The sequence below is a fragment of the Brevundimonas sp. RM1 genome (assembly GCF_052907225.1).
In genome coordinates this window covers 63,405-77,470 of record NZ_JBRERY010000001.1, presented here as the reverse complement: position 1 = coordinate 77,470, position 14,066 = coordinate 63,405, and the positions used below count along the sequence as shown (strand labels likewise).

The window sequence follows — 14,066 nt, the reverse complement described above, 5'->3', positions numbered from 1 at the left end:
CAAATCCCCATCTGTCGCGGTTTCAGTGACTGACGCTCTTGGAGAAGAGGTTGATCACCACCACCCCGCCGATGATCAGCGCCAGGCCGATGATCGCCGGAAGGTCCAGCTTCTGCTTGAACAGGAACAGGCCGATCACCGAAATCAGCACCACCCCCAGCCCGCTCCAGATCGCATAGGCCAGCCCCACCGGCATCTGCTTCAGCGCCAGGGTCAGCAGGTAGAAGGCGATGCCGTAACAGACCGCCAGCCCCGCCGTCGGCAGCGGTTTGGTGAACTGCTGCGACTGCTGCAGCAGGGTCGTACCCATCACTTCGAAACCGATCGCTCCAAGCAGGGCCAGCCAGGTCGTCGGGCTCATTCAGCGCTCTCGCCATAGGCGTCCGTCAGCAGACTGCCCGGCGTCAGCAGCGACAGCAGGGCCTTTCTCTGCTCCGGCGACACCTCATGCGTTCCGAACAGGTCGCTCATCCACAGACCGTCGGCGATCAGACGCAGCATCAGGGCGTCGTCCTTGCCTGCCGGATCGTCGGGATCGTCAACCGCCAGAGCGCCCATCGCCGCGCGCCAGCGCGGGGTCAGGCTCGGTTCAATGGCGCATGCAGCCAGGACGGCGCGGCCGATGCTGAAATCGCGCTCTGTCGCGGGTTCGTAAACGATCGTCCGCAGATAGGCCCGGGCGTTGCGGCCATAGGGGTTGGGATCGCGCGCCGCCTCGGCCAGCACCGCCGCCGTCATTTCGGACGCCAGATGGTCGATCACCCCCTCCAGCAGAGCCAGCTTGTTCGGGAAGTGATGCAGCAAGGCCCCCTTGCTGAACGGCAGGCGCGCCACCACCGCATCCAGCGTCACCCCCATCGCCCCCTGGTCGGCGGCGATCTCGATGGCCATGTCGATGATCTGGCGGCGGGTGTCTTCGGGCGTGCGGCGGGTCGGTTGAGCGTCCATGCAAAGCGACATACCGTCTGGACGGTTTTATGTAAATCCCGAAATATTGGCCCTCGCCCCCCGGTCCGCGCTATAGGCGTCGCCTCCCTTTTCGGACTGGTGTTCATGGCCGCTCGCCCCCCTCTCGTCGCCCTCAAGGACGTCCGCCTTCAGGACGGCCCCCGCCCGCTGTTCGACGGCGTCGACATGGCGATGGAGCCGCGCAGCCGCGCCGCCCTGGTCGGCCGCAACGGGGCGGGCAAGTCCACCCTGATGAAGGTGGTCATGGGCCTGATCGAGCCGGACTCCGGCGACCGCTCGGTCCAGGCCGGCACCCGCTTCGCCTATGTCCCGCAGGAGCCGGTCATCACCGGCGAGACCCTGGCCGACTACGCCGCCTCGGGCGAGGCCGAGCGATGGACCGCCGAAAGCTGGCTGGAGACCTTCGGCCTCAACCCGAACAAATCCACGCAAGGCCTGTCCGGCGGCGAGATCCGCCGCGCCGCCCTCGCCAAGGCCTTCGCCGAAGAGCCGGACCTGCTGCTGCTGGACGAGCCGACCAACCACCTCGACATCCTGGCCATCGAACTGCTGGAGAACGAGCTGATCCAGGCCCGCTTCGCCCTGCTGGTGGTCAGCCACGACCGCGCCTTCCTGAACCGCGTCACCGACACCGTTCACTGGCTGGAAGGCCGCAGGGTCCGCACCCTGAACAAGGGCTTCGTCGAGTTCGACGACTGGGCCGCCAAGGTCATGGAGGAAGAAGCCGAATCCCTGCGCCGCCTGACCAAGCGCATCGAGGCCGAGACCTACACCTTCTACCGCTCCATCACCGCCCAGCGCACCCGCAACGAGGGCCGCGCCCGCGCCCTGCAGCAGATGCGTCTGGACCGGGCCGAACGGGTCAACGATCTGCCGCGTGAACTGAACCTCGGCGTCGATTCCGGCGCCGTCTCGGGCAAGCTGGTCGCCGACATCAAGGGCGTCAGCAAATCGTTCGGCGACCGGACCATCTTCAAGAACCTGACCACCCGCATCATCCGCGGCGACCGTCTGGCCATCGTCGGCCCCAACGGCGCGGGCAAGACCACCCTGGTCAAGGTGCTGCTGGGCGAACTGGCGCCGGACGAGGGCGCCGTCCGCATGGGCGCCAACCTCGAACCCCTCTACCTCGATCAGTCGCGCGAGGGGCTGAAGTCGGACATGACCCTGTGGGACGCCCTGACGCCGGGCGGCGGCGACTCCATCCTGGTGCGCGGCCGCTCCATGCACGTCGCCGCCTACTCCAAGGACTTTCTGTTCCAGGAAGCCCAGCTGAAACAGCCCATCTCCACCCTGTCGGGCGGCGAGCGCAACCGGCTGCTGCTGGCGCGGGCGCTGGCCCAGCCCGCCAATCTGCTGATCCTCGACGAGCCGACCAACGACCTCGACATGGACACGCTGGAGAAGCTGGAGGAACTGCTCGAATCCTACGACGGCACCCTGATCCTGGTGTCGCACGATCGCGATTTCGTCGACCGTCTGGCCACCTCGACCATCGCCCTGAACGGCCGCGGCGACGTGGTCGAGACGCCCGGCGGCTGGCAGGACTTCCTGCGCCAGAACCCCGGCTTCCTCGCCCCGCCCCCGACCCACGCCGACGCCGCCCCCTCCGGGGCGCGTCGGGTCGAGAAGGCGGAGCCTTCTGACCGCGCCCCGAAGAAACAGGCCAAGCTCTCCTACAAGGACGCCCGCCGTCTGGAAGAGGTCGAAAAGCTGATGGAGACACTGCCGGTCGAAATCGCCCGTCAGGACGCCATCCTGGCCGACCCCGACCTCTACGCGCGCGATCCCGCCGCCTTCGACCGCGCCATGAAGGCCGCCGAAAAGGCCCGCGCCGAGCTAGAGGCCGCCGAACTGGACTGGCTGGAGCTGGAAGAGAAGAAGGCCGATCTGGCGGGCTGAGAAACACGCTGCGACACGCCGCACATTCTTCGCCAAATCCCTCCGTATCCAGCCAACCCTTCCGCGATAAGGGCAGAACCCACGGTTTACATTCGCCCCCGCTTGCCGCCTCATTCCAAGCTGGGCGGCGTCGTTCGCGCGCCCGGCTCTCGAGGGGGAGCCGCGTAGACAAACTGGGGGTTTATCCATGAAGAGACTGCTTGTCGTCGCCGCTTCGGCGCTGGCCCTAGCCGGGCCGGCCATGGCGCAAAGCGGGGGCCAGAGCGGGCCTCAAGGCGCGCCGCGCGTCGATGTCGCCGCCGCGAACCGCACCGAAGCCGCCATCCCGCCGCCCGTCATGTCCGAAACCCGCCACACCGGCGTCTTCGGCGGCCAGCGCATCGCCTACCGCGCCATCGCCGGCGAAACCTATCTGAAGGACAAGGAAGGCAAGCCGCTCGCGGCCATGGTCTCCTACAGCTACATCAAGGAAGGCCCGACGGACCCGAACCGTCCCGTGACCTTCCTGTGGAACGGCGGCCCCGGCTCGGGCTCCCTGTGGCTGCACATGGGCGCCTTCGGGCCCAAGCGCGTGGTCGTGCCGTCGGACGCGCGTGACGACGGCGCCGCGCCCTTCCCCATCATCGACAACGTCGACTCCCTGCTGGACGTCACCGACATCGTCTTCATCGACCCGATCGGCACCGGCTTCAGCCGCGCCCTGGGCAAGACCGACCCGGCCGACTACTGGGGCGTGACCAAGGACGCCAAGTCGATCGCCGAGTTCATCCGTCTGTGGCTGAACGAGCATGGCCGCTGGAACGCGCCGAAATTCATCGGCGGCGAGAGCTACGGCACCACCCGTTCGGCGGCGGTGATCAACGAGCTGGAAGGCAGCTACACCGACGTATCGATCAACGGCATCCTGCTGATCTCGTCGATCCTCGACTTCAGCCTGGCCGCCGACGCCCAGGGCAATGAGCTGGGCTTCGTCACCACCCTGCCCTCGATGGCGGCCGCCGCCTGGTACCACGACAAGGTGCCGAACAAGCCCGCCACGGTCGAGGAGTTCGTCGCCGAGGCCCGCGCCTGGGCCATCGGCCCCTACGCCTCGGCCTTGCTGAAGGGCAACGCCCTGCCGGCCGACGAACGCGCCACGATCCTGCAGCAGCTGTCGCGCTACACCGGCATCTCCCAGACCTATCTGAGCAACGCCAACCTGCGCCTGTCGCCCGGCCGCTTCTACAAGGAGCTGCTGCGGGATCGCGGCCTGACCATCGGCCGTCTGGACGCCCGCTACACCGGCGTCGACTACGACAACGCCGGCGATCGCCCGGACAACGACCCCAGCTTCTACGGCATCGACGGCGCCTATACCGCCGCCATCAACGCCTGGGCGCGCGAGGGTCTGAAGTATTCGCCCGACGTGGTCTACTCCTCGATCGGCGGCACCCGGAACTGGGACTGGAACCTGCCGACCGCCGGGCGCGGCGGGGCGGAGTATCTGAACGTGGCCCCCTACATCGGCCGCGCCCTGCGTGAAAACAGCGGCCTGCGCGTCTGGGTGGGTCAGGGTTACTACGACTTCGCCACGCCCTTCTTCGGCGCGGAATATTCGCTGAACCGTCCGGGCTTCCCGACCGACGGCCGCATCGAGTGGCATTACTACCACTCGGGCCACATGATGTACGTCCGCGACGACGACCTGAAGAAGCTGTCGAACGACATCCGCACCTTCATCCGCGCACGCTGATGATCCGCCGCCATCCGCTCCTGCGAGCGGGTGGTGGTCGCTTTCCTGTGGACAACGCAAGACGCTGATCCGCTTCCGCGAATTTCGTCCGTCCACAGATATCCACAGACTTGCCCACCGGGTCCGGGAGAATTCCGCACAGACGCGCCGATTTGGGCGCTTGCCCAATAACGGATTTCGCGGGAACGTCAACAGGCCGAGGGACACGGCGGCGCGGAAATCCGGGGAGACCCGGAGATCAAGCGGACCGGTCCGGCTCTCTGACCCAGGGTTCCAAGCCTCTTCGGAGGACGCGGAAACACCGAAGCAGGGCCCAGGCTCCCGATCCTCTAGCGCTTCGGCGCCGGGATCACGGAGAACCAGGCCGGGATCGACGGACGGCGCGAGGTTCGCCTTGCGGAACGCCGAAGACCAGGGGCCGATGGAATGACAGTCGAACGACGCCGGGTCCGCCCGCCGACGCTAAAGACCGACTTCCGACCCGATAGCGGCCAAGTCCAACCCGGACTTGGCGAGGGGACGCGATCCGCGATCCGACCGGCGACGGTCTGGCTCAAAGGGTTACGTCCCCTCGCTCAATTCCGGCGCATGATTTCCGGGCTGAAATCCCGCCCGGCGACGCCCCGCCGCCTTTCCAAGCGCGGCCCGTCCCCCTACACCCTAGACGTGATGACTCGCGCCCGCCTGCACCGACGCGGCCTGATGGCCGGCGCCCTCGGCCTGACCGCCCTGGGCGTCCTGTCCGCGTGCGGCCGACGCCCGGCCCAGACCGACGAATCCGGCCGGGTGCGCCTGCGGGTCGCGGCGGGCGGCCCAGCCGGCGCCCTGCACGGCGGCTTCTACCAGGCCGTCGCGACCGGGGCCTATGAACGGCGCGGTCTCAACGTCGAGATTCTGGCCGGGCCGTCAGGCGCCGACATCCCCGCCCTGCTGGCCGCCAGCGCGGTCGAACTGGCCGTCGGCCGCGACAGCTTCCTGCCCCTGCGGCTGATCGCCGACCGGGCGCCGGTCAAGGCCGTGGCCGCCTTCCTGCAGAAAGACCCCGTCGTCCTGCTGGCCCATCCCGGCCAGGAGCTGGAGGATCTGACCGTCCTGCGCGGCCGCCGCATCCTGATGGAGCCGGGCGACCAGACCGGCTTCTGGACCTGGCTGCGCACCCGCTTCGACCTGACGCCCGACCAGGCGCAGACCGGCGCCCCCGAGGACAATCTGAAGGCCTTCCGCGAGGATCGCCAAAGCCTGCTGATCGCCCGCCTGACCGACGGCGCGCCCAGCCTGATCGCGCGCGAGGTCGGCTTCCAGCCCCTGGTCCTGACCCCGGCCGAGGACGGCTATCCCTCCTATTCCGGCCTGGTGCTGGCGCCCAACGCCTTCGCCCGCGACAACGCCCACGCCCTGCGCGACTTCATCGCCGCCTCGGTCGAGGGCTGGCGCGACTATGTCCACGGCGACGGCGCCAAGGGCGACGCCCTGATCCGCCGCGCCCATCCTGACCTGCCCCAGCGCGTGCTGGACGCCGCCCGCGCCTCGCTGCGCGCCCAGGCCATGGTCGACGGCGGCGACGCGGCCCTCTACGGCCTTGGGGCCATGACGCCCGAACGCTGGCAGGCCTTCGCCGAACAGACCCAGGACGCCTATCCCGCCGCCCCCGACTGGCGCGAGGCCTTCACCAGCCAGTATCTGCCCTCGCGCGGCTAAGCCTGTCCGGCGTTAGGCGCGGATTAAGCCGCGCCGCCTAGGCTGTCCGGCTGAACGTCTTCACCTTGCACGAGGCGCCGGTGCCGCGCATCCTGACCATTGCCGTCCTTCTGCCCGCGCTCGGCGCCTCGACGGCCGCCCTGGCGCAGGCCGCGCCGTGGGCGCCGCCCCAGGCTCAGACGCCCTACCCGCCCGCCGCCTATAATCGCCAGCTATCCTGGCCGGGCCGCGCCCAGGCCCATCCGTCCAGCCAGACGGCCCCCGCCTATCCGGCCGCGCCCGCCGACGGTTTCGCCCCGCCGCAGGAAGCGGCCTACTTTGCGCCGCCCGCGGCTCAGACCGTCGCCCGTCCGGCCGTCATCCCGCACGGCGGCTATCCGTGGCGCGCCGGCGCGCCGGGCTACAACCGTCAGCTGACGCCCGCCCAGGCCTGGGGCGCGCCGTCGCCGATCCCGGCTCCGCCGTCGTCGGCCAACGCCCTGACGCCTGCGCCCGACTTCCGGCCCGTGACCAGCCATCCCGACGCGACCTGGGGCCCCTACGTCTCGCCCCCGGCCCAGCAGCCCGCGCCGGCCTACACGCCCCCGGCGCCGTATCAGCCGACCTATCAGCCGGCGCCCTGGACGCGTCAGCCTCTCTCGGTCCCGCCCCAGCCCGTCGCGCCGCCGCCTTCGGGCGAGGCCCCCGCGCCCTACGTCCCCGAGGCCCAGCCTCAGCCTCAGCCGATAGAGCGCGCTCCGGCGCCTGGCCACGTTCCCTGGACGCACGCCCAGCCCCAGATGCAACCCGCGCCCCCGCCGCCCGTCCAGCGCACGCCGCTGCCCGAACCGGCGCCGATGCCTATGCCCGAGCCTGTGCGGCCGACGCCGCCCGCGCCAGCCCAGCCCATCCCGGTCCAGCCCGCCCCGCGCGCCGTCGCGCCCCAACCGGCCCCGCAACCCGCTCCTGAGCCGGTCCGGCAGCCCGCGCCTGTTCCCGAACGCATTCCTGAGCGCGTCCCCGCGCCGCCCGTCCAGCCTGCGCCCGCGCCGATTCCGACTCCGGCTCCCGTTCCGGCCGACCCGGCCTTCGATCCGATGGCCCCGCGCCGCGACGCGCCGATCTTCCAGTTGCAGCGCAACACGCCCCAGCCGCCCGCTGCGACGCCCGCGCCCGCTCCGACTCAGGATCAGGCGCCCGCAACGCCCGCAGCCCCGACGCCTCAGCCCGCGTCCAATGACGCCCCGTCCCAGGGCAGCGCCCGCTACTATTCCGTCCACCGCCAGGCGGGCCGCCAGCCGGACGCCACGCCCCTGCCTGCGCCCAACTATCTGGACGCCATGCCGGTCGAGCTGAACGAGACGCCGTCCTCCGACGACCTGGCCCAGCCGCCCGAGCCGCCCGCCGTGATGCGCGACGCCCAGGGCCGCCTGCGCGCCGCCCCGCTGGCCGACGACCCGATGCTGCCATGAGCGACGGCGCCGCCCCCTCCCCCTCCGTCGCTTCCCCGGCCGAGACCGGCTCGCGCCTGCCCGACCTGATCGCCCTGGCGCAGGAGGAGTCCAGCCCCAAGCGCCGCGCCCTGCTGCGTGAGCTGACCGACTGCTTCTTCGGCGCCGCCGAGCGTACGGAGACCGAGACCGCCCTCTACGGCGCCGTCCTGTCCGACCTGACCGACGCCATGGAGACGGCCGTGCGCGCCGAACTGGCCGAACGGTTCGCCCAGTCGCCGGACGCCCCGCATCAGCTGATCCGCCGCCTGGCCAATGACGAGGCCGAGACCGTCGCCGCCCCCGTCCTCAGCACCTCGCCGGTGCTGACCGAGGCCGATCTGATCGGCGTGGTGCGCTCGCGCGGTCAGGGCCATATGCGCGCCGTCAGCCGCCGCGCCGCCGTGTCCGAGGCCGTGTCCGACGCCATCGTCGAGCGCGGCGACGACGAGACCCTGGGCGTGCTTCTGGGCAACGAAGGCGCCGCCCTGTCGCGCGCCGCGACCGAAACCGCCGTCGAGCGCGCCCGCGCCAACCCGGCCCTGCACGCCGTCACGGTCGAGCGCGCCAGCCTGCCGCCCGACCTGCTGAACGACCTCTATTTCGACGTCGAGGCCCGGCTGCGTCAGCGCATCCTGGAGCAGAACGCCCGCATGGACCCGGCCCTGCTGGAAAGCGCCCTGGCCGCGGGCCGCACGCGCGTCGCCGCCGAGGACGGCGCCCTGCCCGCCGACTACGCCGAGAGCCTGGCCTATGTCGAGGAACTGCGCGCCGCCAACCAGCTGACGCCTCAGGTGCTGGCCCGCTTCCTGCGTTCGGGCGGCCAGACCGCCTTCCTGATCGCCCTGTCGCAACTGGCCGACGTCGACTTCCACACCGCCCGCCAGATCATCGAGCGCCGCGAGCTGGACGCCCTGGCCGTCATCTGCAAGGCGGCGGACCTGGATCGCGCCCTGTTCCTGACCTACGCCGTGGTGCTGCTGAACACCGACGACAACGCCATGGGCAAGGCCCGCGCCTATGCCGGGATGTACAACGAGCTGACGCGCGAGGCGGCCCTGCGGACCCTGCGCTTCTGGCGCGCCCGCAAGGCCATGCAGGCGGCCTAGCCTATTCTTCGTAGCCGGTCGGGCGCGGCGCCGGACGACGGCGCTCGCGGTCGAAATCCATCCGGTCGCGCGGCAGGGCCTCGGGGCATTCGTCGCGCATGAAGGCCAGCATCTTCTCGCGCACCTCGGCCCGCAGGTCGAAGGCGACCGAGGCGTTGCGCGCGCTGGTCAGGCAGCGCACCTGGGCCGTCCGCTCGGTGACGTCCGTGACCTGCAGGGCCACCACGTCGCCGTCCCAGTGCGGCGAGGCGTGGGCGATCTGCTCCAGCTTGATCCGCAGCCGATCGATGGGCGCCTCGTAATCCACATAGAGGAAGGACACGCCGATCAGGCGCGAATCCTCGCGCGTCCAGTTCTGAAACGGCTTCTGGATGAAGTAGGTCAGCGGCAGCACCATGCGTCGCCAGTCCCACAGCTTGACCACCACATAGGTCGAGGTGATCTCCTCGACCCGGCCCCACTCGCCCTCGACGATGACGGCGTCGTCCAGGCGGATCGGCTGGGCGGTGGCGATCTGGATGCCCGCGATCAGATTGGTCAGGAAGGGCTGCAGCGCCAGACCGGCGACGATGCCGACCACCCCGGCCGAGGCCAGCAGCGACAGGCCCCACTGCTTGACGCCGGGAATGGTCAGCAGCGCCAGCCCCAGGGTGATCAGGCCGATCAGGATGGCCGCGACCCGTTGCAGGATGCGCGTCTGGGTGACGTGCTTGCGGGCGTAGAGGTTGTCCTCCGCCTCCATATTGAACTTCTTCAGGTGGACGATGGCGCCCATGTCCACCGCGCCCGCCAGCATCCAGCCGCAAACCAGGATGAAGCCGAACAGCAGGCTGCGCCGGATGAACAGCGACGGTTCGGGGTCCAGCGGCGACACGGTGACGGCCAGGGCCAGGGCGATGATCATCACCGCGATCCGCACCTTGAGCCGGGCACGCTTCAGCATCCCCTTCCAGAACTCGTCGCGGTTGCGCACCGCCAGCTTCAGCAGGGCGAAGACCACCTGATTGGCCGCCCAGCCGATGAAGACGAAGACCACGGTGATGATTGAGATCACCGCCCATTCCGGCAGCCAGTGAAACTGACGCCAGAGCGCGAAGATGGTGTTGGTCAGGTCGGTCACGAACTGGGGCATGGGCGGAGGTTAGACGGCCCAAACAGCCACGTCATCCCGCTTCCCTCTCCCGATGGGAGAGGGCTTGAGCGCACGAGAGCGTTAGCGATCGTTCTTGCGCGAAAGGGTGAGGGTTCGCGGGTGAAGTCGGCCGAAGGCCGCAACTGGCCGGTCAAGCGACGGCTTACGCCGACTGACAGGACAAGCCCCTCACCCTTTCGCTTGGCGGATCGCCTTCGGCTCTCCGAAGCTCAAGCCCTCTCCCGCCGGGAGAGGGTTCAGGAGGCCGCCGCCTCCACCAGATCGGCCAGCCTTTGCGCCGCATCCGGGATCGCCACGGATCGCGCCGCCGACGACATGGCCGCCAGCCCCGCCGGATCGGCCAGAATGGCGGTCAGCGCCGCCGTCAGGCTCTCGACCGTCAGGTCGTCCTCGGCGATCACCGTCGCCGCGCCCGCCTCGGACAGGGCCCGCGCGTTCAGGGTCTGGTGGTCGTCCATGGCGATCTTCAGCGGGATCAGCACCGACGGCAGGGCCGCCACCGCCAGCTCCGAACAGGTCGAGGCCCCGGCCCGCCCGATCACCAGATGCGCCTTCGACAGCCGATCCGCCATGTCGCGGAAGAAGGGGGCGACCTCGGCCTCGATCCCGGCGTCGAGGTAGATCTGGCGCGCGGTCTCCAGCGTCTCGGGCCGCGACTGCTGCTGCACCTTCAGACGGTTGCGGATGGCTTCCGGCAGGGCCGCCAGCGCGCGCGGCGTCGTCTCGGACAGGATGCGGGCGCCCTGGCTGCCGCCTGTCACCAGCACGTGGATCGGTCCGCCTTCGACCGGCGCGGCATAGGCCCGGTCGAACAGGGCGCGGATGTCCGGCCGCACCGGATTGCCGACCAGCTGGACGCGATCCCTCACCTTGTTCGGCGCCCGGCCCAGCGTGGGAAAGGCCGCCGCGATCACGCCCACGCTGGGCGCCAGATAGCGGTTGGTGCGGCCCAGCACGGCGTTCTGCTCATGGATGACGGTCGGGCGGCGCGTCGTCACCGCCGCCAGCAGGGCCGGCGCCGACGGATAGCCGCCGAAGCCCACCACCACGTCCGCGCCCGTGCGCTGGAACGCCGCCTTGGCCTGCCCCACGCCCTTCAGGATCGCCAGCCCGGCCTTCATCAGACCGATGGGACCGCGCCCGGTCGCCGCATCCAGCGCCAGCCGCTCTTCGGCGGGGAAGGCGTGGGCGTACTGCTCGCCGCGCCTGTCGGTGGCCAGCACCACGCGCCAGCCGCGCGCCGCCATCTCGCGGGCCAGCGCCTCGGCGGGGAACATATGGCCGCCGGTGCCCCCGGCGGCGACGACGCAGACCTTGTTCATGGATGGTGCTCTCTTACGGCAGCAGGCGGCGACGCGGGGCGACGTTCGACCCCAGTTCATAGGCGCCCGGACGGCGCCGGGTCAGGGCCAGGGCGAACCCCATCGTCAGCCCCATGGCCATCATGGACGACCCGCCATAGCTGATGAAGGGCAGGGTCATCCCCTTGGTCGGAATCAGGTTCAGGTTCACCGCGATGTTGATGCAAGCCTGCAGACCGATCAGCATGAACAGCCCCGCCGCCGCCGTCTGTTCGAAGGAGTCGTTCAGCTTCATCGCCTTGCGCATCCCGCGAATGACGATGAAGGCGTAGAGCCCGATCATGATCAGCGACAGCACCAGGCCGAACTCCTCGGCCCCGACGGAATAGATGAAGTCGGTGTGCAGGTCGGGGACGTGGCGCTTCATCACCCCCTCGCCGATGCCGCGCCCAACCAGGCCCCCGGCGCGGATCGCCTCGGACGCGCGGTCGATCTGGTGGGTGTCGGTCGTCTCGGGCGACAGGAAGCGGCTCAGGCGGTCCCGCATGTGGCTGAACATGAAATACAGCGACACCACCCCGCCCGCGCCGACCGCCGCCAGCGCCGCCACCCACTTCAGCGGCACCCCGGCCATGAAGAAGACGGCCATGAAGGTCGTGGTGATCAGCAAGGTCTGGCCGATATCCGGCTGGATCAGCAACAGGCCGACCGTCAGCGCCCACAGGCCGAAGGCGATGCTGACGCCGGGCACGCCCTCGCCCTTCTGGGCCTCGGCGAACATCCAGGCGGCGAAGACGATCAGGCCGGGCTTGGCGAACTCGGACGGCTGCAGGCTGAACGGCCCCAGGTTGATCCAGCGCGCAGCCCCCTTCACCGTGTCGCCGATGAAAGGCAGGGCCGCCATGACCACGATGGCGCAGAACAGGGCCAGCACCGCGATCCGCCGCACCCCGCGCGGCGACAGCAGCGAGGCGCTCAGCATGGCGATCAGCCCCATGGTCGAGAAGACCATCATCCGCCACGAATAGTGGAAGGGATCGCTGATCGATTCATCAGCCAGGATCGCCGCCGGGCTGGAGGCGAAGCTCAGCGCCACGCCCAGCCCCACCAGCGTCAGCGCCGCGCCCAGCAGGCCGCGATCCACCGTCCAGAACCAGCGCGCGATCAGGCTCTGGTCGTTGCGCGAAAAGGGATGGCTGTAGCTGTTGTGGGTCATGCGGCGGGCTCCGGCCGTGCGCCCAGGCTCAGGACGGCGGCGCGGAACGCCTCGCCCCGGACCTCGAAATCGGGGAACTGATCGAAGCTGGCGCAGGCGGGCGACAGCAGCACCACCTGCTCGCCCCCGGCCGCGGCCGCGTCAGCGGCGGCCAGTTCGACGGCCCGCTCCATCGTGTGCGCCACGACGTGCGGCGTGTCGGCCAGAGTGACAGCGAAGGCGTCCGCCGCCTCTCCGATCAGATAGGCCTTGGTCACGCGCGGGAAGAGGTCGTGCAAGGTTTCGATGCCGCCGTCCTTGGCCCTGCCCCCCGCGATCCAGAAGACAGCCGGGTAGGAGGCCAGCGCCTGCCGCGCGGCGTCGGCGTTGGTGGCCTTGGAATCGTTGATGAAGCGCACGGAGCCCAGCCGCCCGACGGCCTCCATCCGGTGCGACAGGCCGGGGAAGGTCAGCAGGCCCTCGACCGCCGCCTCATGCGACACGCCCAGCGCCCGCGCGGTCGCATAGGCGAAGGCTGCGTTCTGGGCGTTGTGGCGGCCGGGCAAGGACCGCGCGGCGGTCAAATCGGCCAGCACGGCGCCGCCCCCCGTCAACACGCCCGCCGCCGCCCCATACCCTTCTCCCCTTGTGGGAGAAGGTGGGCCCGAAGGGCTCGGATGAGGGGTCTCTCCGACCGAAGCCACAGCCGCGTCGCCGGACACGGGGAGCAACCCCTCATCCGTCTCGCTGCGCGATCCACCTTCTCCCACGAGGGGAGAAGGAAGACTCAGAACCGTCTCGACCCGCCGCCCCTGCGCCCGCAGGTCCGCGGCAGCCTTCCGGCCCCATTCCTCATCCACGCCGACCAGCGCCAGCGCCTCATCATCCTGCGCCTGGAATATCCGACGCTTAGCGGCGACATAACCCTCCATCCCGCCGTGGCGGTCCAGATGGTCCGGCGACACATTGGTCAGGATCGCCACGTCCGGCGCGAAACTCGTCGTCAGGTCCAGCTGATAGGATGACACCTCGATCACATAGACCGCATCCGCCGTCGGCTCCGGCAGGGCCAGCACCCCGATCCCGATATTGCCGCCGATGTGGACGCTGAGGCCCGCCTGCTTCAGCACCCAGCCGATCAAGGCCGTGGTCGTCGACTTGCCGTTTGTGCCGGTGATGGCGACCACGCGCGGCCGCTCCCCTTGCGGCAAGGCGGCCAGCGCCCGCGCGAACAGCTCCACATCGCCGATAACCGGCACGCCCGCCTCATGGGCGCGCTCGACGCTCCAGTGCGGCTTGGGATGGGTCAGCGGCGCGCCCGGCGACAGCACCAGGGCGGCGAACCCGGACCAGTCGGCCCGCGTCAGATCCTCGACCAGGAAGCCTTCCGCCTCAGCCTGCATCCGGCCCGAGACGCCGTCGTCCCACAGCACCGGGATGGCCCCGCCCGCCTGAAGCGCGCGCGCCGCCGTGATCCCCGACCGCCCCAGGCCGAAGACCGCAACGCGACGCCCCTCGAAGCCGGGAACGGGGATCAT

At 70.0% G+C, this 14,066-nt stretch carries 11 protein-coding genes; 5 read left to right on the top strand and 6 right to left on the bottom strand.

Annotation, left to right across the window (positions count from 1 at the left end):
* Window positions 1-22 precede the first annotated feature (22 nt).
* On the bottom strand, window positions 23-361 hold the full coding sequence (locus ACU5AP_RS00385) for a DMT family transporter (RefSeq protein WP_128115991.1): 339 nt from the start codon (window positions 359-361) through the stop codon (window positions 23-25).
* Window positions 358-948 (bottom strand): TetR/AcrR family transcriptional regulator, encoded by a 591-nt coding sequence (locus tag ACU5AP_RS00380; protein WP_278450123.1) that lies wholly within the window; start codon window positions 946-948, stop codon window positions 358-360. Before ACU5AP_RS00380 ends, ACU5AP_RS00385 begins: the two co-directional genes overlap by 4 nt.
* Window positions 949-1,047: 99 nt before the next feature.
* Between ACU5AP_RS00380 and ACU5AP_RS00375 the strand changes: the two genes are divergently transcribed.
* The 5 genes from ACU5AP_RS00375 to ACU5AP_RS00355 all read left to right on the top strand — a co-directional run bounded on the left by ACU5AP_RS00375 (window position 1,048) and on the right by ACU5AP_RS00355 (window position 8,879).
* Window positions 1,048-2,871: an ABC-F family ATP-binding cassette domain-containing protein gene (locus ACU5AP_RS00375; RefSeq protein ID WP_446680651.1), complete on the top strand. Its 1,824-nt coding sequence runs from the start codon at window positions 1,048-1,050 to the stop codon at window positions 2,869-2,871.
* A gap of 187 nt (window positions 2,872-3,058) precedes the next feature.
* The gene (locus ACU5AP_RS00370; protein ID WP_046653179.1) at window positions 3,059-4,603 is read left to right on the top strand and encodes a S10 family peptidase; all 1,545 of its coding nucleotides are present in this window, start codon (window positions 3,059-3,061) and stop codon (window positions 4,601-4,603) included.
* Between the two features lie 669 nt (window positions 4,604-5,272).
* Window positions 5,273-6,301: an ABC transporter substrate-binding protein gene (locus ACU5AP_RS00365; protein ID WP_223850970.1), complete on the top strand. Its 1,029-nt coding sequence runs from the start codon at window positions 5,273-5,275 to the stop codon at window positions 6,299-6,301.
* A gap of 65 nt (window positions 6,302-6,366) precedes the next feature.
* Window positions 6,367-7,752, top strand: coding sequence for a hypothetical protein (locus ACU5AP_RS00360; RefSeq protein ID WP_141258301.1), 1,386 nt, complete (start codon window positions 6,367-6,369; stop codon window positions 7,750-7,752).
* On the top strand, window positions 7,749-8,879 hold the full coding sequence (locus ACU5AP_RS00355; protein ID WP_046653176.1) for a DUF2336 domain-containing protein: 1,131 nt from the start codon (window positions 7,749-7,751) through the stop codon (window positions 8,877-8,879). Before ACU5AP_RS00360 ends, ACU5AP_RS00355 begins: the two co-directional genes overlap by 4 nt.
* A gap of 1 nt (window position 8,880) precedes the next feature.
* On the opposite strand, the gene ACU5AP_RS00350 is transcribed toward ACU5AP_RS00355, so the two are convergent.
* From ACU5AP_RS00350 to ACU5AP_RS00335, 4 genes are all read right to left on the bottom strand, one after another.
* Complete coding sequence (locus tag ACU5AP_RS00350) at window positions 8,881-10,011, bottom strand: mechanosensitive ion channel family protein (RefSeq protein WP_003165831.1); 1,131 nt, start codon at window positions 10,009-10,011, stop codon at window positions 8,881-8,883.
* Between the two features lie 257 nt (window positions 10,012-10,268).
* Window positions 10,269-11,354: an undecaprenyldiphospho-muramoylpentapeptide beta-N-acetylglucosaminyltransferase gene (gene murG / locus ACU5AP_RS00345; protein WP_128720562.1), complete on the bottom strand. Its 1,086-nt coding sequence runs from the start codon at window positions 11,352-11,354 to the stop codon at window positions 10,269-10,271.
* Between the two features lie 13 nt (window positions 11,355-11,367).
* Window positions 11,368-12,549, bottom strand: coding sequence for a putative lipid II flippase FtsW (ftsW, locus tag ACU5AP_RS00340; RefSeq protein ID WP_128720563.1), 1,182 nt, complete (start codon window positions 12,547-12,549; stop codon window positions 11,368-11,370).
* Window positions 12,546-14,066, bottom strand: coding sequence for a Mur ligase family protein (locus ACU5AP_RS00335; protein ID WP_128720564.1), 1,521 nt, complete (start codon window positions 14,064-14,066; stop codon window positions 12,546-12,548). Before ACU5AP_RS00335 ends, ftsW begins: the two co-directional genes overlap by 4 nt.